This window comes from Bacillus sp. T17B1, assembly GCF_026796395.1.
GTDB classification, from domain to species: Bacteria; Bacillota; Bacilli; order Bacillales; family Bacillaceae; genus Bacillus; species Bacillus spizizenii_A.
Genome location: NZ_JALAYA010000027.1, coordinates 56,178 through 79,732, shown reverse-complemented (window position 1 = coordinate 79,732; position 23,555 = coordinate 56,178). Strand labels below are relative to the sequence as shown.

The 23,555-nt window shown below is 40.2% G+C and carries 22 protein-coding genes, 2 tRNA genes and 1 pseudogene; 18 read left to right on the top strand and 7 right to left on the bottom strand.

What is annotated here, in order from left to right:
- The first annotated feature begins 43 nt into the window (after positions 1–43).
- The 7 genes from MOF34_RS13915 to tsaD all read left to right on the top strand — a co-directional run bounded on the left by MOF34_RS13915 (position 44) and on the right by tsaD (position 4,078).
- Positions 44–120: transfer RNA gene (locus tag MOF34_RS13915), tRNA-Met, on the top strand.
- A 61-nt stretch (positions 121–181) separates the two neighbouring features.
- Positions 182–258: transfer RNA gene (locus MOF34_RS13910), tRNA-Asp, on the top strand.
- Positions 259–438: 180 nt separating this feature from the next.
- Entirely contained in the window at positions 439–1,416 is a 978-nt protein-coding gene (gene thiL / locus MOF34_RS13905; protein WP_268400543.1) for a thiamine-phosphate kinase, read from the top strand.
- Positions 1,417–1,430: 14 nt separating this feature from the next.
- Complete coding sequence (gene tsaE / locus MOF34_RS13900; protein WP_003225701.1) at positions 1,431–1,907, top strand: tRNA (adenosine(37)-N6)-threonylcarbamoyltransferase complex ATPase subunit type 1 TsaE; 477 nt, start codon at positions 1,431–1,433, stop codon at positions 1,905–1,907.
- On the top strand, positions 1,888–2,577 hold the full coding sequence (gene tsaB, locus MOF34_RS13895; protein WP_268400541.1) for a tRNA (adenosine(37)-N6)-threonylcarbamoyltransferase complex dimerization subunit type 1 TsaB: 690 nt from the start codon (positions 1,888–1,890) through the stop codon (positions 2,575–2,577). Before tsaE ends, tsaB begins: the two co-directional genes overlap by 20 nt.
- Positions 2,578–2,586: 9 nt before the next feature.
- Entirely contained in the window at positions 2,587–3,042 is a 456-nt protein-coding gene (gene rimI, locus MOF34_RS13890; protein ID WP_268400540.1) for a ribosomal protein S18-alanine N-acetyltransferase, read from the top strand.
- Positions 3,035–4,078, top strand: a complete 1,044-nt coding sequence (tsaD, locus tag MOF34_RS13885; RefSeq protein WP_019713472.1) for a tRNA (adenosine(37)-N6)-threonylcarbamoyltransferase complex transferase subunit TsaD — start codon at positions 3,035–3,037, stop codon at positions 4,076–4,078. Before rimI ends, tsaD begins: the two co-directional genes overlap by 8 nt.
- 222 nt (positions 4,079–4,300) lie before the next feature.
- Here the strand turns inward: tsaD and MOF34_RS13880 are convergent, their stop codons facing one another.
- A complete protein-coding gene (locus MOF34_RS13880; RefSeq protein ID WP_268400539.1) occupies positions 4,301–6,229 on the bottom strand; it encodes an ABC-F family ATP-binding cassette domain-containing protein in 1,929 nt (642 codons plus the stop codon).
- A gap of 125 nt (positions 6,230–6,354) precedes the next feature.
- Between MOF34_RS13880 and moaC the strand changes: the two genes are divergently transcribed.
- Genes moaC through tatC form a run of 4 tightly spaced genes read left to right on the top strand, consistent with a single transcriptional unit; the run spans position 6,355 to position 8,477 of the window.
- Entirely contained in the window at positions 6,355–6,867 is a 513-nt protein-coding gene (gene moaC, locus MOF34_RS13875) for a cyclic pyranopterin monophosphate synthase MoaC (protein WP_019713474.1), read from the top strand.
- On the top strand, positions 6,864–7,511 hold the full coding sequence (locus tag MOF34_RS13870) for a redox-sensing transcriptional repressor Rex (RefSeq protein ID WP_003225686.1): 648 nt from the start codon (positions 6,864–6,866) through the stop codon (positions 7,509–7,511). The genes moaC and MOF34_RS13870 overlap by 4 nt, the downstream gene beginning before the upstream one ends.
- Before the next feature lie 21 nt (positions 7,512–7,532).
- The gene (gene tatAY, locus MOF34_RS13865) at positions 7,533–7,706 is read left to right on the top strand and encodes a sec-independent protein translocase protein TatAY (RefSeq protein ID WP_003225684.1); all 174 of its coding nucleotides are present in this window, start codon (positions 7,533–7,535) and stop codon (positions 7,704–7,706) included.
- Between the two features lie 6 nt (positions 7,707–7,712).
- Positions 7,713–8,477: a twin-arginine translocase subunit TatC gene (gene tatC / locus MOF34_RS13860; protein WP_268400538.1), complete on the top strand. Its 765-nt coding sequence runs from the start codon at positions 7,713–7,715 to the stop codon at positions 8,475–8,477.
- Between the two features lie 36 nt (positions 8,478–8,513).
- Here the strand turns inward: tatC and MOF34_RS13855 are convergent, their stop codons facing one another.
- The gene (locus MOF34_RS13855) at positions 8,514–8,705 is read right to left on the bottom strand and encodes a YdiK family protein (RefSeq protein WP_003225680.1); all 192 of its coding nucleotides are present in this window, start codon (positions 8,703–8,705) and stop codon (positions 8,514–8,516) included.
- Entirely contained in the window at positions 8,702–9,436 is a 735-nt protein-coding gene (locus MOF34_RS13850) for a CPBP family intramembrane glutamic endopeptidase (RefSeq protein WP_019713477.1), read from the bottom strand. Before MOF34_RS13850 ends, MOF34_RS13855 begins: the two co-directional genes overlap by 4 nt.
- Before the next feature lie 238 nt (positions 9,437–9,674).
- Here MOF34_RS13850 and groES point away from each other — a divergent pair, with 238 nt between their 5' ends.
- Both groES and groL read left to right on the top strand, forming a co-directional pair.
- A complete protein-coding gene (groES, locus tag MOF34_RS13845) occupies positions 9,675–9,959 on the top strand; it encodes a co-chaperone GroES (RefSeq protein WP_003155970.1) in 285 nt (94 codons plus the stop codon).
- Between the two features lie 46 nt (positions 9,960–10,005).
- Positions 10,006–11,640 (top strand): chaperonin GroEL, encoded by a 1,635-nt coding sequence (gene groL, locus MOF34_RS13840; protein WP_268400537.1) that lies wholly within the window; start codon positions 10,006–10,008, stop codon positions 11,638–11,640.
- Positions 11,641–12,246: 606 nt separating this feature from the next.
- Here the strand turns inward: groL and MOF34_RS13835 are convergent.
- From MOF34_RS13835 to MOF34_RS13820, 4 genes and pseudogenes are all read right to left on the bottom strand, one after another.
- A complete protein-coding gene (locus tag MOF34_RS13835) occupies positions 12,247–12,582 on the bottom strand; it encodes a tRNA-Val4 (RefSeq protein ID WP_268400536.1) in 336 nt (111 codons plus the stop codon).
- Positions 12,583–12,634: 52 nt separating this feature from the next.
- A complete protein-coding gene (gene cdiI, locus MOF34_RS13830; protein WP_268400535.1) occupies positions 12,635–12,994 on the bottom strand; it encodes a ribonuclease toxin immunity protein CdiI in 360 nt (119 codons plus the stop codon).
- Positions 12,995–13,088: 94 nt separating this feature from the next.
- Complete coding sequence (locus MOF34_RS13825; protein ID WP_019260159.1) at positions 13,089–13,541, bottom strand: SMI1/KNR4 family protein; 453 nt, start codon at positions 13,539–13,541, stop codon at positions 13,089–13,091.
- 11 nt (positions 13,542–13,552) lie between these two features.
- Positions 13,553–15,406, bottom strand: a pseudogene (locus MOF34_RS13820) (T7SS effector LXG polymorphic toxin).
- Between the two features lie 420 nt (positions 15,407–15,826).
- Between MOF34_RS13820 and MOF34_RS13815 the strand changes: the two are divergent.
- From MOF34_RS13815 to MOF34_RS13795, 5 genes are all read left to right on the top strand, one after another.
- The gene (locus MOF34_RS13815) at positions 15,827–16,396 is read left to right on the top strand and encodes a restriction endonuclease subunit S (RefSeq protein ID WP_268400534.1); all 570 of its coding nucleotides are present in this window, start codon (positions 15,827–15,829) and stop codon (positions 16,394–16,396) included.
- Positions 16,397–16,416: 20 nt separating this feature from the next.
- Entirely contained in the window at positions 16,417–18,009 is a 1,593-nt protein-coding gene (locus MOF34_RS13810; protein ID WP_268400533.1) for a type I restriction-modification system subunit M, read from the top strand.
- Positions 17,999–19,162 carry a restriction endonuclease subunit S gene (locus MOF34_RS20890; RefSeq protein ID WP_268400532.1) on the top strand — a complete coding sequence of 388 codons (1,164 nt, stop codon included), beginning with the start codon at positions 17,999–18,001 and terminating at the stop codon, positions 19,160–19,162. The genes MOF34_RS13810 and MOF34_RS20890 overlap by 11 nt, the downstream gene beginning before the upstream one ends.
- 24 nt (positions 19,163–19,186) lie before the next feature.
- Positions 19,187–22,345: a type I restriction endonuclease subunit R, EcoR124 family gene (locus tag MOF34_RS13800; RefSeq protein ID WP_268400531.1), complete on the top strand. Its 3,159-nt coding sequence runs from the start codon at positions 19,187–19,189 to the stop codon at positions 22,343–22,345.
- A 210-nt stretch (positions 22,346–22,555) separates the two neighbouring features.
- Positions 22,556–23,518 (top strand): carbohydrate kinase family protein, encoded by a 963-nt coding sequence (locus MOF34_RS13795; RefSeq protein WP_268400530.1) that lies wholly within the window; start codon positions 22,556–22,558, stop codon positions 23,516–23,518.
- The last annotated feature ends 37 nt before the right edge of the window (positions 23,519–23,555 follow it).

Genomic DNA, 23,555 nt, shown 5'->3' with positions numbered 1-23,555 from the left:
GAGAGTAGGACGCCGCCAAGCTTTTATCTTAAATTATTATCATCGCGGGGTGGAGCAGTTCGGTAGCTCGTCGGGCTCATAACCCGAAGGTCGCAGGTTCAAATCCTGCCCCCGCAACCAAATATATAAATGATATAAGAAGTGCCCGAAAGGTGCAGATAAAATCATTTAATACAAATATGGTCCGGTAGTTCAGTTGGTTAGAATGCCTGCCTGTCACGCAGGAGGTCGCGGGTTCGAGTCCCGTCCGGACCGCCATTATTGTAAACGAAACGATCATGTTTTCGTTTTTTTTTGTGTTTTCTTTTACTGTATCTTCTGCTTGGTGTGATAACCAAGCTTTCTTTATATCGGCAATATCTTGGATATTCCAGCAAAATTCGATACACTAGGAAGAGCACATGTAGGTATAAGCAGGTTGAAAGGAGGTTTTGGTTCATGGATGAATTTGATTTGATACATAGCATTACTCCGCGGACCATTCACCATTCTTCCGTTGATGTAGGAATAGGTGATGATGCAGCTCTCTACACAGCGAAACACGGCGTTCAGGAAATTGTTTGTGTTGATACTATGGTAGAAGATGTGCACTTTAAATTACACTATTCCTCACCTGAAGATATCGGGTATAAGGCGTTAGCCGTTAATATAAGTGATATTGCGGCGATGGGAGGCATTCCTAAATTTTATTTGGTATCACTTGCGGTACCTTCAAAATGGACGGAATCTGAAATCAAGGCAATGTATGAAGGAATGAATGAACTGGCGAAACTATATCATATGGATCTGATTGGCGGCGATACAGTCTCGACCTCTGACAAATTAGTCGTAACGGTCACTGTGATCGGTGAAATAGAAAAGGGACGAGCTTGTTTGCGCAGCTTGGCAAGACCGAATGATATTGTGTTTGTAACAGGGGAAATTGGTTCATCTGCAGCAGGACTTTCTTTATTGCTGGAAAAGACCAATCCTCAAAACACATCTGTTGCAACGGATTACTTTATCAACAGGCATAAACGGCCTCAGCCCAGAGTAAGCGTGGGCAGATTATGCTCGAGTATTAAGCGGGCAGCTTTAAATGATATCAGTGACGGATTAGCTAGTGAACTAAATGAGATTGCAGAAGCCAGCAGTGTTTCAATTGAAATTGATGAAAGCATTCTTCCGGTCCATCCTGACTTGCCTAAGCTTCATTCTAACTGGAAAGAATGGGCTTTGTTTGGCGGAGAGGATTTTGAGCTGACAGGGACGGTTACAAAGGAAGAATGGGAAGTGTTGAAGCAGGAGTGCGAAATATGTCAACTGCCCATTACAAAGATTGGCCATGTCAAGGAAAAAACAGAATTCAACGTGATCCTAAAAACCGAAAAAACAACAATGGCCTTAGAGAAAAAAGGATATAATCATTTTAAATAAGACGGGTGACTCGTGTGAAGCAATTAAAGTGGAGAACTGTAAATCCTGAAGAAACAAAAGCAATAGCAAAACTTACGGCATCGTTTGCTAAACCGGGAGACGTCCTGACATTGGAGGGCGATTTAGGAGCCGGAAAAACGACTTTTACGAAAGGCTTTGCGGAAGGTCTTGGCATTACACGTGTTGTAAACAGTCCGACGTTTACAATTATAAAAGAATATAACGATGGCTCACTTCCTCTTTACCATATGGATGTGTATAGAATGGAAGACGAAAGTGAAGATTTGGGACTTGATGAATATTTTCACGGACAAGGTGTCTGTCTCGTTGAATGGGCACATTTAATTGAAGAGCAGCTGCCTCAGGAGCGACTGCAAATTGTCATTAAAAGAGCCGGTGATGATGAAAGAGAGGTCACCTTTACAGCTGTGGGGAATCGGTATGAAATGCTTTGTGAGGAGATAAGTAGACATGACAATATTAGCAATTGATACATCAAATTATACGTTGGGCATTGCGCTGCTTCGAGAAGACACCGTCATAGCAGAACACATGACATATTTAAAAAAGAACCATTCTGTAAGAGCGATGCCTGCTGTTCATTCATTGCTGAACGAATGTGGTATGACACCGCAGGATCTTTCTAAAATTGTTGTTGCAAAAGGCCCTGGTTCATACACAGGGGTAAGAATAGGTGTGACGCTCGCCAAAACGCTTGCCTGGTCTTTACGCATACCGATTTCTGCTGTCTCAAGCCTTGAGGCGCTTGCAGCAAATGCCCGGCATTTTGACGGTCTGATCAGCCCTATCTTTGATGCGAGACGGGGACAGGTGTATACAGGTCTTTATGAATACAAAAACGGGCTTTTGGAGCAAGTGGTTCCTGATCAAAATGTGCTGCTGGCTGAATGGCTGGACATGCTAAAAGAAAAGGATCGCCCTGTTTTGTTTTTAGGTCATGATACTTCGATTCACAAGCAGATGATAGAGGATACGCTTGGGACAAAAGGGATCGTTGGAGCTGCTGCTCAGCATAATCCGCGTCCTTCAGAATTGGCTTTTCTAGGGGCGGAAAAGGAAGAAGCTGATGTTCACGGGCTTGTCCCGGATTACTTGCGGCTGGCAGAAGCTGAAGCGAAATGGATTGAAAGTCAAAAGTAGGGTGATAGGATGAAAACAAAAGCAGCTGTCAGAAACATGCGGCTTGATGATATTGATCACGTATACGAAATTGAAACATCCTCCTTTACGTCTCCTTGGACGAAGGATTCGTTTTACCATGAGCTGCTGGAAAATCCGTATGCTCATTATCTCGTGATTGAAAAGGACGGCCATGTTGCTGGGTATTGCGGAATTTGGATTGTGATGGACGACGCCCAAATTACAAACATAGCGATAAAACCGGAGTATCGCGGCCAGTCTTTAGGAGAAACACTTTTTCGTTCAGCGATTGAACTGTGCAAAGAAAAAGACGCAAGGCGGCTTTCGCTTGAAGTAAGGGTTTCGAATCATCCTGCTCAAGGCTTATATAAGAAGTTCGGGATGCAGCCCGGCGGAATAAGAAAGAACTATTATACTGATAACGGGGAAGATGCGTTAATTATGTGGGTGACGATAAATGACTGAGCAAAAAGAGCTTTACGTATTAGGAATTGAAACAAGCTGTGATGAGACAGCGGCAGCTATCGTAAGAAACGGGAAAGAAATTATATCAAACGTAGTAGCCTCTCAAATTGAAAGCCATAAGCGCTTTGGAGGCGTTGTTCCGGAAATTGCTTCTAGACATCATGTTGAGCAAATCACTTTGGTTATAGAAGAGGCTTTTCGTAAAGCTGGCATGACATATAGTGACATCGATGCGATTGCAGTAACGGAAGGTCCGGGACTGGTGGGAGCACTTCTTATTGGAGTGAACGCTGCTAAAGCATTGAGCTTTGCGCATAACATTCCGTTAGTTGGCGTTCATCATATAGCCGGTCATATATACGCGAACCGTCTTGTAGAAGACATTGTGTTCCCGGCACTGGCATTGGTCGTTTCAGGAGGCCATACGGAATTGGTTTATATGAAGGAACACGGATCATTTGAAGTCATTGGGGAAACGCTCGATGATGCAGCAGGAGAAGCTTACGATAAAGTAGCGCGAACAATGGGACTGCCGTATCCGGGTGGACCGCAAATTGATAAGCTTGCTGAAAAAGGAAATGACAATATTCCGCTTCCTCGAGCATGGCTTGAAGAAGGCTCTTACAACTTCAGCTTCAGCGGGTTGAAGTCTGCGGTGATCAATACGCTTCATAATGCGTCTCAAAAAGGACAAGCGATTGCTCCGGAAGATTTGTCTGCCAGCTTTCAAAATAGCGTAATTGATGTCTTAGTGACCAAAACGGCGCGTGCGGCAAAGGAATATGGGGTCAAACAGGTCCTTTTAGCCGGAGGAGTAGCTGCAAACAGAGGCCTCAGAGCTGCATTAGAAAAGGAGTTTGCCCAGCATGAAGGGATTGCGCTTGTTATACCTCCATTAGCCTTATGCACAGATAATGCTGCGATGATTGCGGCGGCTGGTACAATTGCTTTTGAAAAGGGAATTCGCGGTGCATATGATATGAATGGCCAGCCCGGCCTTGAATTGACTTCTTATCAAAGTCTCACGAGATCATAGCGTGAGACTTTTCACCTGTTATTAACAGATGATTCACAATTTATCCACATATCTGTGAGTAATTATAGAGATATAGATAGATAAAGGGCTGAAGTCACTGTTGATAAAGTGGATAAATTCAGAATATTTTGTGGGTAATGTGTATAAAGCGCTTACTTTGTTTGTTTATAGGGTAAATTTCTGTGGATAAAAAAGCACCTCTAAAAAGAGGTGCTTGACTTTTTAATCTTCTTCTGTGGATAGTTCTTCCCATTCGGACAAAAGAGATTCCAGCTCTTGATTGAGTTTTTCATTGTCTGCATGGATCGCTTGTACCTTTTCGTGGTCTTGATAGACTTCAGGATCACATAGCAATTCATCATTATGACTAATGTTTTCTTCAATGGTTTGAACAGTGGTTTCAATTTCTTCAATCCGACGGAGCCGTTGGCGTTCTTTCTTTTTCCATTCTTTCTCTTCTTCATATGAACGTTTTGAGTCAGACTTAACCGCAGCAGGCGTTTTTTCGATTTCCTCTTGCTGATTCATTTTCTCCAATTCCAACTGCTCTGTTTTTTTCTCGGTATAATAATCGTAATCTCCCAGATACTCCTCTATATGGTTTGGAGAAAGCTCCAATACTCTTGTGGCGATTCTGTTAATAAAATATCTGTCATGTGAGACAAATAACAGTGTACCAGGATAATCAATCAGCGCGTTTTCGAGAACTTCTTTGCTGTCCAAGTCCAGATGGTTCGTCGGTTCATCAAGGATGAGAAAATTGGCTTTTTGAAGCATCAGCTTAGCAAGGGCCAATCTTGCTTTCTCACCCCCGCTCAGTGAATGGACGGGTTTCAGTACATCATCTCCCGAGAATAAGAAATTTCCGAGACAAGTTCGGATTTCTTTCTCAGGAAGACCGGGGTACTCATCCCAAAGCTCATCAAGGACACGCTTAGAAGAAGTTAACTCAGCCTGCTCCTGGTCATAGTAGCCGACACTGACATTTGAACCGTATGAAATTGTTCCTTGATCTGGCTTTAGGGTGTCCATTAATGTTTTCAGCAATGTCGATTTACCGATTCCGTTAGGGCCGACAAGCGCGGCGCTTTCTCCTCTTGTGAGCATGAACGACACTTCTGTTAAAAGCGGCGGCTGGTTTTCATAGCTGATTGTGAGATCCTGAACGCGCAGAACTTCATTTCCGCTCTGTTTTGTAATATTAAAATGAAAGTTTGCGGATTTTTCATCGCCGAGCGGTTTTGACATGACTTCCATTCGTTCCAGCTGCTTTCGTCGGCTTTGCGCTCTTTTGGTGGTAGAAGCTCTCGCTAGATTTCGGTCTACAAAGTCCTGAAGCTTTGCGATTTCATCCTGCTGCTTTTCATACACTTTAAGATCTTTTTCATACTGCGCAGCTTTTTGGTCGAGATAAGTACTGTAGTTGCCGTGATATTTTTTGCTTTCAGCTCTTGATACCTCGTATACTTGGTTTACTACTTTGTCCAAAAAGTAGCGGTCATGCGAAACAATGAGAATGGCGCCTGAATAGCCTTGCAAATAATGTTCAAGCCAGGTTAGTGTATCAATATCGAGATGGTTTGTCGGCTCATCAAGAATGAGCAAATCAGGCTGTGTTAACAGAAGCTTACCGAGGGCCAGCCTTGTTTTCTGCCCCCCGCTGAGGCTTTGCACCTGTGTTGAATCGTCAAAATGGCTGAAACCAAGTCCATGAAGCACAGATCTGACATCCGCTTCATATTGATAGCCACCTTTATCTTTGAATTCCTGCTGAAGCCGGTCATACGTTTTCATGATGCTTTCCAGTTCACCAGGATCAGCTGCCGCCATTTTTTCTTCGATAGCCCGCATTTCCTTTTCCATTGCTTTTAAGTGGTCAAAAACAGTCAGCAGCTCTTCTTTTATGGTAAGCTTAGAATCCAAGCCCGTATGCTGGGCAAGATATCCCATTGTAATATCTTTTGGTTTAATGATTTCGCCCTTTTCATACGAAAGCTGGCCTGCGATAATTTTAAGCAGCGTGGATTTTCCCGCGCCATTTCTTCCAACAATGGCGACGCGATCACGATTTCTGACTTCCAGCTTTATATTGTTTAAAATAGTATCAGCACCAAATGATTTGGACAGCTGATTAACTTGTAAGATCATCATATTATTTCACCTCTGCTATAATAAGTTAAGTGTAGCTTATGAACCAGAAGTCAGCAAACAATACATTGGCCGAATAAGACATAGAGAAGAAAATAGTGTATGATCTGTTTAAGGAGAGTTTTAATATGAATGGATTTTCTCATTTTAATGAACAGGGCAGAGCCCAGATGGTGGACATCAGCGAAAAATCTTCGACTGTCCGTACTGCGGCGGCTGTGTCTAGCGTACACATGAAAAATGAAGTGTACGAGAAAATACAAAGTCACGATATCGGCAAAGGAGATGTACTGGCTGTTGCACAGGTGGCAGGCATTATGGCCGCAAAGCAAACGTCGAATATCATTCCGATGTGTCATCCGCTTTCATTGAGCGGGGTAGATATTTCGTTTGACTGGCAAATAAAAGAAGCAGAAGTTATACTTCATATAAAAGCACAGGTCAAAACGAAAGGGAGTACAGGTGTGGAAATGGAAGCGCTCACTTCTGCATCGGTGTGCGCTCTTACCGTTTACGATATGTGTAAGGCTCTTGATAAGGGAATGGTCATCGGTCCTACTTTCTTGCTGGAGAAGACAGGCGGGAAAAACGGTGACTTTAAAAGAGAACTATCCGAGTATAATTTGGAGGACCAAAAATGAATAAGGATCAATCAAAAATTCCGCAGGCGACGGCAAAACGGCTGCCGCTTTACTATCGCTTTTTAAAGAATCTGCATGCGTCAGGAAAACAGCGTGTATCATCCGCTGAACTCAGTGATGCCGTAAAGGTTGATTCTGCCACGATTCGCAGGGATTTTTCCTATTTTGGAGCTCTTGGCAAAAAAGGATACGGATATAATGTGGATTATTTGCTGTCATTTTTCCGAAAAACGCTTGATCAGGATGAAATGACAGACGTCATCTTGATTGGTGTGGGGAACTTGGGAACGGCATTTCTTCACTATAATTTCACAAAAAATAATAACACAAAAATTTCTATGGCTTTTGATATAAATGAGAGTAAAATAGGAACTGAGGTAGGCGGCGTGCCTGTCTATAACCTTGATGACCTTGAACAACACGTGAAAAATGAATCAGTTGCCATTCTTACAGTGCCAGCAGTTGCCGCTCAATCCATTACAGACAGATTGGTCGCGTTAGGAATCAAGGGAATTCTTAATTTTACGCCGGCCCGTTTGAATGTGCCGGAACACATTCGAATTCATCATATAGATTTAGCTGTAGAGCTTCAGTCACTGGTTTATTTCTTGAAGCATTATTCAGTTTTAGAGGAAATCGAATAGAGGGAAAGGAGGAGCCCAAATATGCCGATCGGTCCTGGAAGCCTTGCTGTTATCGCCATCGTTGCTCTGATCATCTTCGGTCCCAAAAAGCTGCCTGAGCTGGGGAAAGCTGCAGGAGACACACTACGTGAATTCAAAAATGCTACTAAAGGATTAACGAGTGATGACGAGGAAAAAAAGAAAGAAGATCAGTAAGTTAGGATGACACGAATGAAAGTGAATCAAATGTCGCTTCTGGAGCATATTGCTGAGCTTCGAAAACGATTGCTGGTTGTGGCGCTGGCATTTGTCGTTTTCTTTATCACAGGATTTTTTTTAGCAAAGCCCATGATTGTTTATTTGCAAAAAACGGATGAAGCGAAGGAGCTTACACTTAATGCGTTTAATCTGACAGACCCGCTTTTTGTGTTTATGCAATTCGCGTTTATCATCGGGATTGTCCTGACCTCACCGATTATTCTTTATCAGCTTTGGGCTTTTGTGAGCCCAGGCCTCTATGAGAAAGAGCGCAAAGTAACGCTCAGCTACATTCCGATCTCTATTTTGCTGTTTTTAGCGGGCTTATCTTTTTCATATTATATTTTATTTCCTTTTGTTGTTGATTTTATGAAGCGGATTTCTCAGGATTTGAATGTCAATCAGGTGATCGGAATTAATGAATATTTTCAGTTCCTTCTGCAGCTGACGATTCCGTTTGGACTGTTGTTCCAAATGCCGGTTATCCTCATGTTTTTGACCAGGCTTGGAATTGTGACACCGATGTACTTAGCGAAAATTAGAAAGTATGCGTATTTTACGCTGCTTGTGATTGCTGCCCTGATTACTCCGCCTGAGCTTTTGTCTCATATGATGGTCACTGTTCCGCTGTTGATTTTATATGAAATCAGTATTCTTATATCGAAGGCTGCCTATCGGAAAGCGCAGAAAAGCAGTGCTGCCGATCAGGACGTGTCTTCCGGGCAATAATAGAAAATCCATTTCTCATTGAGAAATGGATTTTCTTTATTTCTGGTTCTTTTTGATTTTAAATGAAAAGGCGAACATCTTAAAAGAGATGCTGATGTTGTAAGCGGCGAACACCATCAGCAGGATGGAGTAAAATGACCACATGCTGCCTGGCGAGCTTGCGGCAAGATAAGTAAAGATGCACCCTACGGCAAAATAGATCATTCCCCAAACTACCGGGTTTCTCATAAAAACAATCCTCCAATAATCAATTGCATTTGTGTGCTCTGCTGTTCGAGGTACTTCTGAACAGGTTCAAGCTGCATGATGACGACAAATGTATTCATCATGACATGGGCGAAAATCGGCACCCATATCCGTTTTGTTCTCGCGTATAAAAAGGCAAAGGTAAAGCCCATTGCGGTATAAAGAAGTAGATGCTTCAAATCAGCGTGAACAATACCGAAAATAACCGAGCTGATCAATCCGGCAAAGAAGAAATTTGTTTTTTCATACAGTGTGCCGAAAATGATTTTTCTGAAGATGATTTCTTCTAATATAGGACCGACGACGGAAGAAACCATAATCATGAGCGGGACTGCCTGAATGACATCCAGAATTGCTTGCGTATTTTCTGATTCTCTTCCGATGCCGAATATATAATATTCAATAGAGCCTGCTATTCCTTGAGAGAAAAGGGCAATGAAAAAACCGGCTATCGCCCAAAGGATAGAAAGTCCGATTGAGTCCTTCTTTCCGTTGCGCAGCGTTTCTTTCGGAACAGTTCTCAGAATGAGCAGAACGACAACGAGACAGGCGATAAAGCTGATGACGGACCATAATCCTTGGGCATGCAGCATATTCTCCTTGGTAGGCTGTCCTCCGGCATAACCGAATTTAAATAACAAGGGAATCCCGATTAATGCGGAAAACTGCATGATGATATATGTCAGGATAATAAACCAATACTGTTTTCTCAAATGGTATGTACTCCTTTGTTAAATGGGTTTCATTCATCTACAGCTATTGTAACATAATTGGAACGAGGGTGAAAAAGCTAACGGATAAGGGAGCTAAAAAGAATCATGTAAGCGTGAAAAATTTTTTATCTTATCACTTGAAATTGGAAGGGAGATTCTTTATTATAAGAATTGTGTTAGCACTCTTTAGTGTCGAGTGCTAAAATTACATATTCATACTATTGAGGAGGTTATTACATTGTTAAAGCCATTAGGTGATCGCGTTGTCATTGAACTCGTAGAATCTGAAGAAAAAACTGCCAGCGGAATTGTGTTGCCGGATTCTGCAAAAGAAAAACCGCAAGAAGGCAAAATCGTGGCAGCTGGTTCAGGTCGCGTGTTAGAAAGCGGAGAGCGCGTTGCTTTAGAAGTAAAAGAGGGCGACCGCATTATCTTCTCAAAATACGCAGGTACTGAAGTGAAATACGAAGGTACTGAATACTTAATCTTACGTGAAAGCGACATTTTAGCTGTTATCGGCTAATTCTTAAATAAACAAATACTTAAAAATTCGAGGAGGTCTTGTAAACATGGCAAAAGATATTAAGTTTAGTGAAGAAGCTCGCCGCGCAATGCTTCGTGGTGTCGATGCACTTGCTGATGCTGTAAAAGTAACTTTAGGACCAAAAGGACGCAACGTGGTTCTAGAGAAAAAATTCGGTTCTCCGTTAATCACAAATGACGGTGTAACAATTGCTAAAGAAATCGAACTCGAAGACGCATTTGAAAACATGGGTGCTAAGCTTGTTGCTGAAGTAGCCAGCAAAACAAATGACGTTGCCGGTGACGGTACAACAACTGCGACAGTTCTTGCGCAAGCAATGATCCGTGAAGGCCTTAAAAACGTAACAGCAGGCGCTAACCCTGTAGGCGTGCGTAAAGGTATGGAAAAAGCTGTAGCGGTTGCGATCGAAAACTTAAAAGAAATTTCTAAGCCAATCGAAGGCAAAGAGTCTATCGCTCAGGTTGCTGCGATCTCTGCTGCTGATGAGGAAGTCGGAAGCCTTATCGCTGAAGCAATGGAGCGCGTAGGAAACGACGGCGTTATCACAATCGAAGAGTCTAAAGGCTTCACAACTGAGCTTGAAGTTGTTGAAGGTATGCAATTCGACCGCGGATATGCGTCTCCTTACATGGTAACTGATTCTGATAAGATGGAAGCGGTTCTTGAGAATCCTTACATCTTAATCACAGACAAAAAAATCACAAACATTCAAGAAATCCTTCCTGTGCTTGAGCAGGTTGTTCAGCAAGGCAAACCATTGCTTCTGATCGCTGAGGATGTTGAAGGCGAAGCACTTGCAACACTTGTTGTGAACAAACTTCGCGGCACATTCAACGCAGTTGCTGTTAAAGCTCCTGGCTTCGGTGACCGCCGTAAAGCAATGCTTGAAGACATCGCTGTCCTTACTGGCGGAGAAGTCATCACAGAAGATCTTGGCCTTGACCTGAAATCTACTCAAATCACTCAATTGGGACGCGCTTCTAAAGTTGTTGTTACAAAAGAAAACACAACAATCGTTGAAGGCGCTGGCGAAACAGACAAAATTTCTGCCCGCGTGACTCAAATCCGCGCTCAAGTGGAAGAAACAACTTCTGAATTCGACAGAGAAAAATTACAAGAGCGTCTTGCGAAACTTGCTGGCGGCGTAGCTGTCATCAAAGTCGGCGCTGCGACTGAAACTGAGCTGAAAGAGCGTAAACTTCGCATCGAAGACGCCCTGAACTCAACTCGCGCAGCTGTTGAAGAAGGCATCGTATCCGGTGGTGGTACAGCGCTTGTCAACGTATATAACAAAGTGGCTGCAGTTGAAGCTGAAGGCGATGCTCAAACAGGTATCAACATCGTGCTTCGCGCACTCGAAGAGCCAATCCGTCAAATCGCGCACAACGCTGGTCTTGAAGGATCTGTCATCGTTGAACGCCTCAAAAACGAAGAAATCGGCGTAGGCTTCAACGCTGCAACTGGCGAATGGGTAAACATGATCGAAAAAGGTATCGTTGACCCAACAAAAGTTACACGCTCAGCTCTTCAAAACGCTGCGTCTGTAGCTGCAATGTTCTTAACTACTGAAGCTGTTGTCGCTGACAAGCCAGAAGAAAACGCTGGCGGCGCAGGAATGCCTGACATGGGCGGCATGGGCGGTATGGGCGGTATGATGTAAAACCGACAAAAAACCCTTAATTTACAAGGGTTTGTCGGCAACGGACGTCATTTTTGATGCCCTATTGATGCCATTTGTAAATTTTCGAGGCTTCTCATGAGTTCACTGAACTTGTGAGAAGCTTCTTTTTTTCTGTCTTTTTTGATGTGTAAAAAAACCTGTGTAGTATGTATGGGCATACATGGCATTTATGGACCGAAAACAAAAGCAAAAAAGGACTACTGAGTCCTTTTCTAAAATCGAAGCAGACTTTTTTGCCAAACACGTCATCTGCACTTGATATTATTTTATCTGGCATTTTACCGTCTCGATAACGATTAGAAACGTTTACTATATATGACACGCTTTCTTTATGGAAACTATGTAAGTATCCGAATGCAATTTCTTCCCTATCTTCAAGATCAAAAGTTTCAGGAGAGGGGGTAGCGCCGAATAGATTTTGACATATTCTAAATAATCTTTTGGGAACTTTACTTGTAATGTGTCTTCTACTTCATTAATTTCCTTATTATTAACAGGTTGCTCTCCGAAATCCCATTCAATCATATGAAATCTCCGCCTCGATATGTAAAACCCTTCTTTATGTAAGAAGGGTTTTAATTTTATTCAGCCTTTAAATATGTCCGTAATTTTATCTCGCCATATTAATAGCAATTCTCTAAATTGATCGGTTTCAATTGAGTTTTCATAGGGTTCTTCTATCCTAAAAGAGTTTTCAACAATTGTCACATCTTTTTTAATGAGAACACTTGTAGCATTTAACTCAATCTCAAAATCTTCATATATCCCTTCTAAAACCTTCTCAATGTAATCTATATACTCGTTGGCTTGTTCTTCTGTAGCGATGTTTTCAATGAAATCAGAGAAAATACTGATTTCTTCTGGCAATACTATTCCTAAATCACCAAATGGATCTTCTTCAAATTTGTATGAATATTTCATAATATGTTATTTCACCTTAAATATTACTTATATAACAGATATGCAGTTTTGTTTATACCTTAATTTCATACTTATCCTTAATTCTTTTCATGTAGTTCTCTACCTCGAGTTTATTTTCTGGGTGTCGTTCTACATATTGACCAACAATTTCATTTAAATATTTATAAAAATTTTCGTAATCTAATATGACTTCTTCATCTTCTTCGACTGCTGGGTAATCGAAATAAAAAGCTATACCCTCATCTCCAAAGTAATCTTCTTCCCACTCTTTGTAGTCATCAGCAAATACACACCAAACATTCTCTATACCATAACCTTCTCCGTTGGAGAATTTCTCTAAAATTTGTATAAATCGTTCATCACCCATAACCTTAAAGAAATAATTAATTAATGCTTTATTTTTATTATCCATTTCATTTACACCGAATTATGCCCTCTCATAACAAGAAGGGCTTTGCACCTTTTTTTACTCTCTCCTCAAAAAGAAAGGGAAAGGTTTTATCCGTTTATCCCTCGTATAGTTTATTAATCAACTCTGTAAATGAATCACAAACATAGCTAATGGAACTTTCCTTATCTTCATAAGCGATCTCATGGTCCCAAAAAACAATTACGGGTTCTTGAGAAGACATTCTGTAATCAAAACAAAAGAGGTTTCCCCCTGCATCTGTAGCAAAAGGTATGATCTTATCAACTAACCGGTCTTTAACATTATCAATTGTACTAAGGAGATCAATTGGCCGAGTAGGATCTCCTATGCTCAGTAAATTGTTGATTGATTCTCGAGAATCTTGGAATAAAACAACCTTTTTATCTATAGGGGAACATCCATTATGGTCTTTAATGAATTCTTTGTAATCTGTCGGGAACTTGATTTTTAATTTCTCTTCTACCTCTTTGATCTGACTGTTTGTCGCCTCTTGAAAGGTGCTTCGTTTTCTCCATTTAATACTTTGCATTGGTTAACCTCCTATTTCTCATCTTTCCCCCAAATTTTATATCCGCCAGTGTGACCTGTTTTAGCATGAATTACTCGGTCCACCAGCTCCATTTTTCCAGGAGTTTGATGGTGGTGCCATGTGTATTTCTCTGGTGTTATTCCATCTTGAAGATCAAGTAAATCATCTTCGTTCAAATCAAGCTTTTTAATCAATGATGGGTCTTCTTCAATCTGCTTATATAATTGTTTATTTAATTTGTCAAAATGTTGGTCTCTACTTTTTTTAAAGTCGGCTTTATCAAGTGTGAGTGTATGCTTTGATTCGAATATTGGAAATCCATCTTTATCATAGGGAACTTTTGTTACTGGGTGGACATCATTTTTCAAGTGACCCATTCTTAAGTTAATAGTCGTTGTTTTACCCGCACTGTTTTCGTACGTGTATGGTGCAGCTTTAACAAATTGATCATGTTTGGATTGTATTGCTTTTTTTAATATAGACGTATTCTTTACATTATGAGTATTTTCAATATCTTGGGCAATCCCTACAAGTGCAGGTTCATATCTGTTTTTATAAAAGGGATTAATAAGGTTGTTTCCTTTTGTAATTCCTTTATTCACATGAGCAGCAGCTGTTCCACCTTCCACCACTTTACCTACTTTTGATAGCATAGTAGTGGTTTGCACTGCAGCACCTGCACCTTTTGGACCAACGATATTACCTACCGCATAACTGATATAATGTGCTCTTGAGTATGCATCGCCATTTATCATTTTATCATTCCATGAATCAACGATGTTTGTCCAAATTATTTTAGGGTAGGAGGGGACACTTAAGACTGTTGTAATTGTTTTTGCAAGTTTTAGTTCCATAGGGAGCTGTGAATAGTCCCATGCGCCCACAACGAAGTCTTTGACGCCATATATCGTATCGTTAATCGCATCGTTAATTCCATCATTAACCCATCGACGAAATCAATTACTGTCTTACCGGCATTGATTACACTTTCACCGACGTCCTTTAGCTGTTTTGCTTGTTCCAGCTGCACTGCGTACTGGAGCTGTTCTGGTGTCAGGTTCTCATAGCCGACCTTCTTCGCAATGTCTAAGTATTCATCCGGATCTGTCACTCCGTCAGCTAGCTTCTTTTTCAGCTCTTTGATTTCTCGTTCTATCGCTTCATCTTTCTTAATTTTCAAATAAGCTTCAGTCTATTTCTCAATATCGCCTTTTTTCTTATGTATATCACTTTCTCGATACGCTTTAGCATTGTAGTGGATGGGTGTGGCATTCTTATCCTTGCCTGTGGATTCCTCAAGCTTTTGGAAGTCCTTCTTGATGAATTGCTCGTTAGGCTCTGATTGGGCATATTCAGAAACAAGCGCTTCGTCCACGCTGCCTAATTTATCACCGATTTTTTTGCGTTTATTCTCAGCATCGGCGAGTTCGTCTTTGAAGGTTTCTGTTGAGAACAAATCAAGCGGAAGAATATCATCGATATCATGTAAGATATCTTTCATGGCTTTCTTTTGTTCAGACATAATGGATTTTGATTTTGTGTAGGCGTTAGCCAGCTCGTGTTCTAAGAAGGATTCTTCTATATATGCATCAGATAAGCTGGCGTCCTTTAGAGTACCTGAAATGCTTCTCAAGAAAGCAATTTTCATATCAAGTAAGGTCAATCCAATTGTCAGCTACACCTGCGTGGTCTTGATAAAATGCTTTAATGTTGTCGGCGCCTTTGCCGGAAAACTCGCTGTCATCTAAATCAGCTACAGCTTTGAAGGCTTTCTGTAGATTGACCATCTGGCTTCTTAATTCCTTGTATTCTTTTGCACGTTTATCTGCTTCTGAAAGCAATGTTTTGACTTCAAATACTTTCATATTCATATCCTTTCATTTAAATAGATCAACAAGATTTTACCATGGGAAAATGAAGAAACAGACTAAATGTGATACAAAAGTGTGAAATGATCAATTTGATCTGTGTCATTTTACCTATTTGAATCTCTTTTTGGGAGACTGGCGATGTCGTTAGACGGTTCCAGTTGGATATAAAGCTGACGGCTTTGATGAGTCTAAGAAAAAGCGAAAATTGAAGAAGTGCTATTAATGAAAAAGGATCCATCTTTTATTAGGGCCCCAGAGTCGAGAAAATTTCTATAGCCTGTCTGCTTTCACTTGGTTGTATGTAATTCTTAAAAAGTACATAAAAGTTATTGACGGAGTATTTTTGAAGTGATAAAATTCAATGGCAATGCAAAGAAGTAATTTTAAAGAAATACTTTTTGAAGAGGGCGGGTTATGCGACTTGAAGAGATTGTAACGGTTAAAATAGGGAGAAACCTTTCTAGAGGACATGAGAGAAATGATCCCACATTAGTTGCTTATACATATGAGGATTTAATAAATGATTTAGATGGCTCGTTTCTAGACTCACAAATTAGTCCTGGTGCTGAACAATCAAATCATATAGAAAGCTATTTGAGCAGTGCCGGGGATGTTGTTTTCAGCTTTGTTAGTTCCAAGGCTGGGATCGTGAGTGACTTACATCATGGGAAGATCATCAATCAAAACTTTGCGAAACTCATGATTGAACATCATGATTTGGATCGTCGATATTTATGTTATGCATTAAATGAGTCGCACACAATGAAAAAGCAAATGGCGATTTCCATGCAAGGAAGTAATGTACCGAAATTGACTCCAGCGATATTAAAAGAATTGGAAATTGAGTTACCAAGTATTGAGAAACAACAGACGATTGGAAATGCTTATTTCTGTTTGCGAAAGCGTCAAGCTTTGGCGAAGAAACAAGCGGAACTTGAAGAGCAACTTTATTTAGAAGCATTAAAGAGATTAGACCAACAATAGAAAAAGTGAGGAACACAACTATGGCTGAATTACACTCAAAATTATTTAGTGCCGCAGACAACTTGCGAAGCAAAATGGATGCATCAGAATACAAAAACTACTTATTAGGATTGATCTTTTATAAATACTTATCTGATAAGTTATTAGAAAAAGTCGTTGAAATCGCAGATGAACCGTTAGAAGAATACAACACACAAGAAATACAAACACAATTGTACCGGAATTTATTAGCAGATGAAGAGATCAAAAATGACTTGATTGAAACGTTAGTGGATACATTAGGTTATGATATTGCGCCAAAGCATTTATTCAATGTATTAGCCAACCAAGCGAAACAAAACACGTTTCAGCTGAATGACTTGAATAAAGCATTTATCGATTTGTCCACGAAGTATGACCAATTCAACGGTCTGTTTGATGATGTAGATTTGACATCAAAAAAACTGGGATCAGATGACCAACAGCGAAACATTACGATTACTGAAGTATTGAAGAAACTAAATGATGTCAATGTAATCGGTCATGATGGGGATGTCATTGGCGATGCCTATGAGTACTTAATTGGCCAATTTGCCTCAGAAGCTGGTAAGAAAGCGGGAGAATTTTACACACCTCATCAAGTATCTGACATGATGGCGCGTATTGCCGCAATCGGTCAAGAAGACAAAAAATTGTTTAGCGTATTTGACCCCACGATGGGATCTGGTTCTCTAATGTTGAATATTCGAAACTATATTCATTATCCAGATAGTGTAAAATATCATGGGCAAGAACTTAACACAACAACTTTTAATCTAGCGAAGATGAACTTAATTTTGCATGGTGTGAATAAAGAAGATATGCGTTTACGCAATGGGGATACGTTGAACAAAGATTGGCCGACAGATGAGCCTTATACCTTTGATGCTGTCCTTATGAATCCACCATACTCTGCAAAATGGTCCGCAGATGCTACATTCTTAGATGATTCACGTTTCAATCGTTACGGAAAGTTAGCGCCAAAATCAAAAGCAGACTTTGCATTTCTTTTACATGGGTTCTACCATTTGAAAGATTCGGGAACAATGGCGATCGTCTTACCGCATGGAGTTCTGTTCCGTGGAGCGGCAGAAGGTGTGATTCGCAAGAAACTACTGGAAGATGGTAGTATTGATGCCGTGATTGGCATGCCTTCAAACTTATTCTTCGGCACATCGATTCCAACAACAGTCATCATCTTGAAGAAAAATCGCAGCACTCGTGATGTGTTGTTTATTGATGCAAGTAAAGAATTTATAAAAGGAAAGAACCAAAATAAACTTTCTAAAGAACATATTGATAGGATTGTAGAAACATATAAGAAACGAGAAGATGTCGAGAAATATGCCCATGTTGCCAACTTTGAGGAAATCAAAGAAAATGATTTCAATTTGAACATCCCTCGTTACGTAGATACATTTGAGGAAGAAGAACCTGTTGATATGGCTGCAATTGGCTCAACCATTAAAGACATTCGAAAAGAAAAAGAGGAACTAGAATCTAGCCTATATGAAATGATTTCTTCGCTACAATATGGTGAAGAAAACGCAGAATGGATCAAGGGTGCGTTAGAGGTGTTTAATCGTGGAAAATAATAATACACCAGAAATTCGATTTGTAGGATTTAATGAAGATTGGGAAAGGCGTAAGTTAGGAGAGTTAATTGAAATATCTTCTGCAGCTCGAGTACACAAAAATGAATGGACAACATCTGGTGTTCGTTTTTTTAGATCAAGTGATGTAGTGTCTAGCTTTATTGGGAAGAAAAATATACCAGCATATATTTCATATAGTCTATACGGCGAGCTTTCTAAAAAGTCTGGTCTTGTGCAACCTGGGGATTTATTAGTAACAGGTGGCGGGTCTATAGGGATTCCTTACCTGGTAACGGATCAAGAGCCATTATATTTTAAAGATGCTGATTTAATATGGCTTAAAAGTGCGAATAAAATTGACGGGTATTTTCTATATTATTATTTTGTGACACCTCAACTTCGTAAATATATTTCAAGTATTACACATATTGGAACGATTTCTCATTATACCATTGAACAGTCGAAAGACACTCCAATAGTATTGCCTAAACAATTAGAACAAAATCTAATAGGAAACTTCTTTAAACAACTAGACGACAAGATCACTCTTCATCAGCAAGAACTAACCACCCTCAAACAAACAAAACAGGGATTCTTGCAAAAAATGTTTCCAAAAGAAGGGGAGTCTGTGCCGGAGGTTCGTTTCCCGGGATTTACTGGGGAATGGGAAGAGCGTATGTTGGGGGAAATATTAAAAGTTAATTCTGGTAAAGATTATAAACATTTACAACAAGGTGATATTCCTGTTTATGGAACCAGCGGATATATGCTTAGTGTCAATGGTAAACTTTCTGATGAAAATGCTATTGGAATTGGTAGAAAAGGTACAATAGATCATCCGCAGTTATTAAAAGCTCCCTTTTGGACAGTAGATACATTATTTTTTATGACTACTAAAGAAAAAAATGATTTGCTATTTTGTTACTCATTAGCAAACAAAATCAATTGGAAAAAGTATGATGAATCAACAGGTGTTCCTAGTTTATCTAAAGCTAGCATAGTTAAAATCTCTGTCAGAATTCCTACATTGGCTGAACAAGAGAAAATCGGCAACTTCTTCAAGCAACTAGACGATACGATCGCCCTTCACCAACGCGAATTAGATGCCTTAAAAGAAACGAAAAAAGCTTTCCTACAAAAGATGTTTGTTTAACAAATAAAGAGGGGGAGGAGAATCATGGCAACGATCCAACATAAAGATGAAGCAGAGGTAGAGCGCCGCCTGATTGAAGTGTTAGGCGAAGGGTATAATCAGTGGAATTATCGTCCTGATTTAAAATCGGAAGAAGACCTGTGGGAGAACTTACGTCAAAAGATTACGCAAAATAACTTATCAGAAATTGGGGAACATCCAATTACTGATAAGGAATTTGACACAATAAAGACAGAGTTATTATCGAAAACACAGACTCCCTTTGATGCTGCTAGATGGCTCAAAGGGGAGAATGGAATTGCTCGGATTACAATTGAGCGTGAAGATGTCTCTTTAGGTTCGATATCTTTAGTGCTGTATTCTAACCAAGACATAGGTGGCGGAATTTCTACATATGAAGTCGTTCATCAGATTGCGAAACAAAAGGCTAACGTTGATGGTCGTGATCGCCGATTCGACGTGACACTTCTCATTAATGGATTGCCCATTGTTCAAATTGAGTTAAAACAGGCCAGTGCAAAAGACGGCGTATTTCAAGCTTATCATCAAATCAAGAAATACGCAGAAGAAGGAATGTTTCGAAACAATATCTTTTCCACCCTGCAGTTATTTGTCATTTCCAACGAACACACGACTCGCTATTTTGCCAATGCGCTACCAAAAGATATGCATAAGAAATTGATCTTTAGCTGGCGGACAACGGATAATCGAAAAGTAGAAAATCTCTATGAGTTTGTGAAACAAGTGTTAAACATTCCAGATGCACACCGTTTAATTGCCAATTATACAATTGTGAGTGAAGACCAAGACAACAAAGCTCTAGTGGTGTTAAAACCGTATCAAATTCATGCCATAGAAGCCTTGTTTACATCCGCCATGAGGCATCAATCCGGCTTTGTTTGGCATGCGACCGGATCAGGAAAAACGTTGACAAGTTTTGTGTCTACGAAGTTATTGGCTCGCAAACCAGGTGTAGACCGTACCATTATGCTGATTGACCGAATAGACTTAGATAATCAAACGACGACAGAGTTTACCAAATTTGCTTCCGAGTATAATACCGGCATTTCTTCTGGTAACGCCAAATCTAACAGTCTGATTGTTGGAACTGGAAGTGCGCAGGAGTTAGGTTCTATACTTCTTTCTGATGCAAATTCTAATACCGTCATTATTACAACTCGTCAAAAACTAGAAAGAGCTTTGGATTATGCACAAAAGCAAGAGGAGCAAAGTGGCACACAGCGCTATAAAAAACTGCTGGGGCAGCATATTGTCTTTGTCGTAGATGAATGCCATCGTGCATTAAGTGCTGATGGAATGAAAAAGATGAAACAATTCTTTCCAAATTCAACGTGGTTTGGGTTCACAGGTACACCGATATTTAATGACAATAAGAAAAAGGCGCAAGGTCAATTGGCTCGTACTACTCGTGATCAATACGGAGAACTTTTGCACACCTACACCATTAAAAATGCATTAGACGATGGGGCTGTATTAGGATTCCAAGTAGAACACGAAGATACGATAGAATCAACTTCATTATATAATCATATATTTAATCGACTGCGTCAAAGTGAAAAATATACTGGTGCTACGGTAGACGAATTAAATCAAATCATTGATCAAATGGATGACATAGAAAAGGAATCATATATTAAAACATCTTATTATGAAAGTGATGAGCATATTCAAAAAGTCATTCGTAAGATCCTTAGGCCGGACAATGCTTATACAAAATTTGATTTTCAAAACGGTCGACCGCAAAAATCAGCTATTTTAACAACAAATTCGATCGAAATGGCGAAACGCTATTATCGGGCAATTAAGAAAATGACGAAAGAGCCAGATTGGATGACGAAAGAGTTTGCGGGACATCCAATTCGAACAGGACGTACGATTGAAGATTCAGATTTCCCGAGAATTGCAATTACATATTCAATGCAAGAGAATGTTGACAACGCCACACAAAGTCAAAAAGATATGAAAGAGATTATTAGAGATTATAACGAATATTATCATACGGCTTGGTCGCTGGAAGATATTGAGCGATATAACGGCGATATTAATAATCGCTTGGCTCGTAAGAAAGGAGAGTTCAAAGAATTTGGGAAACAAATTGATCTGGTCATTGTCGTAGATCGCTTATTGACGGGATTTGATGCACCAACAATTCAAACGTTATTTGTGGATCGAGAGTTAACTTATGCCAATTTGATTCAAGCCTTTTCTCGAACCAATCGTACGTATCCAGGAAAGACAAAAGGATTAATTGTGACATTCCGTAAACCTTTTACAATGGAACAAAACGTAAAGAATGCGACGAAGTTATATTCCCATGCACAAGAGGAATCTAGTCTTGTTTATCCAACGTATGATGAATCGAAGAAACGCTTTAAAAAGGCTCACAAAACGCTAACAACGTTAGTTCCAAGTCCAACCGATATTGATGAGAACTCCCCTCTTGACACTCGGATTGAATTTGTGAAAACGTTCCAAGAGCTAAACAATTCATACGAAGCGTTAGTGACGTATGATGACTATAACGATGATATAGAGAAATCAACAGCACTTCAAGAACAGGTGAAAACACTAGAAGAATATATTGGTATCTATCATACGATTAAGGGTTCACTTATAGATGAAGAGGATCAAGATGGAGCGGAGCCGGATTTCTCAGACATTGAATTCTATGGAGAAAATGCAGTGAAGATCTATGATATTGATTCAACGTATATTGATCGACTATTAGAAACATACTCGGCCAATAACCAGAATATCCGTGATGAGATCGAAAGCGCACTTCAAAAACTTGAGAAATCAGACATTGTTAAAGATGTATACCGTGAGATGTTAAATGCCATTGATACGAAAAAAGTAGATGAAGAGGAAGATATTCTTGTAGTGAAAAGACGCTTCTTCACGAAAGAACGCAGCCAAGCAGTTAGGGAATTTGCGAATACTTGGTTTGTGGCAGAGGATGAACTGTATTTATCTGCAGTTCAATATGTGATAGGAGCAGATCCTATTCCGAATATCGGGGGAATTATCAATAGCAAGCAATTTGATAAATATAAAGCCGTACATCCAGATGCAAAACCATTGAAATACGGACCAGAACTGAAGCGCCAGTGGAGAAGGACGTTAGATGAAGTCATTGTACCTTTGGATGGCGAGCTGAGATAAAGTCTTTTTGCACTAAAGGATCTATATAATGATAGGCCAACTGCGACTTGAGTTGGCCTAGTCTGTTTATGTACTCGTCATTTTTTTTGAATAAAGATCTGCAAGCTAAATATATATAAAATTTGTAATATTCAATGTAAACGCTTGTATTTATGGCAGAAAGTAATATACTGAGACTGTAATCTAGACTTTATAAATGAGTGTGATAATATGCGTAGTGATTCTGTTATTTGTATTGGAGAATTGTTAATTGATTTCTTTTGTACCGATGTTGACGTTGATTTAATGGGAGGGCGCCATTTCTTAAAAAGTGCCGGCGGTGCACCGGCGAATGTGTCAGCAGCCATTGCCAAGCTGGGTGGACAAGCTGCTTTCAGCGGAAAAGTGGGCAAGGATCCGTTTGGATATTTTCTGAAGCAAACATTGGACGCTGTACACGTCGATACCTCTATGCTGGTCATGGATGAGAAAGCGCCTACAACGCTTGCTTTTGTTTCATTAAAGCAAAATGGAGAGCGCGACTTTGTTTTTAATAGAGGCGCGGATGCTTTGTTTACGCTGGAGGACATTGACCAGGACAAACTAAACGAAGCGAAAATCCTTCATTTCGGCTCTGCAACGGCACTGTTATCAGATCCGTTTTGCTCAGCCTATTTACGGCTTATGTCGATTGCGAAAGACAATGGACAGTTTGTTTCATTCGACCCTAACTATCGTGAAGATTTATGGAAGGGAAGGGTGTCAGAGTTTGTAAGTGTCGCAAAAAAAGCGATCGCTGTAAGTGATTTTGTGAAAGTCAGTGACGAGGAGCTTGAGATTATCAGCGGTGTGAAGAATCATGAAGAGGGCGTTGAAATTCTTCATGAGATCGGAGCTAACATTGTCGCTGTGACACTTGGGAAAAGCGGGACTCTTCTTTCGAATGGGAAAGACCATGAAATCATTCCAAGCATTCCGGTAACATCAATCGATTCAACAGGAGCGGGAGATGCTTTTGTCGGTGCGGCTTTATATCAATTGGCAAACACGGATCACATTCAATCAGTTGATGCTGATTTTGCGAAGCTGCGTGAAATTGTGGGGTTTGCCAATAAGGTGGGAGCCCTTGTGTGCACGAAAATTGGAGCGATTGATGCACTGCCTAGCATGGATGAGATTGAAGTTACTTTGTAAAGAGCATGGATGTTTCTTGAAAGTCTTTGGACTTTTG

Bases quoted from the DNA above. Each gene is read 5' to 3' on its own strand.
- MOF34_RS13815 (WP_268400534.1), top strand. From the start codon at position 15,827: ATGCGACTTGAAGAGATTGTAACGGTTAAAATAGGGAGAAACCTTTCT.
- MOF34_RS13800 (WP_268400531.1), top strand. From the start codon at position 19,187: ATGGCAACGATCCAACATAAAGATGAAGCAGAGGTAGAGCGCCGCCTG.
- tsaB (WP_268400541.1), top strand. From the start codon at position 1,888: ATGACAATATTAGCAATTGATACATCAAATTATACGTTGGGCATTGCG.
- MOF34_RS13880 (WP_268400539.1), bottom strand. From the start codon at position 6,229: ATGATGATCTTACAAGTTAATCAGCTGTCCAAATCATTTGGTGCTGAT.
- MOF34_RS13825 (WP_019260159.1), bottom strand. From the start codon at position 13,541: ATGCAAAGTATTAAATGGAGAAAACGAAGCACCTTTCAAGAGGCGACA.
- MOF34_RS13870 (WP_003225686.1), top strand. From the start codon at position 6,864: ATGAATAAGGATCAATCAAAAATTCCGCAGGCGACGGCAAAACGGCTG.
- MOF34_RS13835 (WP_268400536.1), bottom strand. From the start codon at position 12,582: ATGAAATATTCATACAAATTTGAAGAAGATCCATTTGGTGATTTAGGA.
- MOF34_RS13855 (WP_003225680.1), bottom strand. From the start codon at position 8,705: ATGAGAAACCCGGTAGTTTGGGGAATGATCTATTTTGCCGTAGGGTGC.
- groL (WP_268400537.1), top strand. From the start codon at position 10,006: ATGGCAAAAGATATTAAGTTTAGTGAAGAAGCTCGCCGCGCAATGCTT.
- cdiI (WP_268400535.1), bottom strand. From the start codon at position 12,994: ATGGATAATAAAAATAAAGCATTAATTAATTATTTCTTTAAGGTTATG.
- MOF34_RS13795 (WP_268400530.1), top strand. From the start codon at position 22,556: ATGCGTAGTGATTCTGTTATTTGTATTGGAGAATTGTTAATTGATTTC.
- tsaD (WP_019713472.1), top strand. From the start codon at position 3,035: ATGACTGAGCAAAAAGAGCTTTACGTATTAGGAATTGAAACAAGCTGT.
- thiL (WP_268400543.1), top strand. From the start codon at position 439: ATGGATGAATTTGATTTGATACATAGCATTACTCCGCGGACCATTCAC.
- MOF34_RS13810 (WP_268400533.1), top strand. From the start codon at position 16,417: ATGGCTGAATTACACTCAAAATTATTTAGTGCCGCAGACAACTTGCGA.
- tatC (WP_268400538.1), top strand. From the start codon at position 7,713: ATGACACGAATGAAAGTGAATCAAATGTCGCTTCTGGAGCATATTGCT.
- rimI (WP_268400540.1), top strand. From the start codon at position 2,587: ATGAAAACAAAAGCAGCTGTCAGAAACATGCGGCTTGATGATATTGAT.
- tatAY (WP_003225684.1), top strand. From the start codon at position 7,533: ATGCCGATCGGTCCTGGAAGCCTTGCTGTTATCGCCATCGTTGCTCTG.
- moaC (WP_019713474.1), top strand. From the start codon at position 6,355: ATGAATGGATTTTCTCATTTTAATGAACAGGGCAGAGCCCAGATGGTG.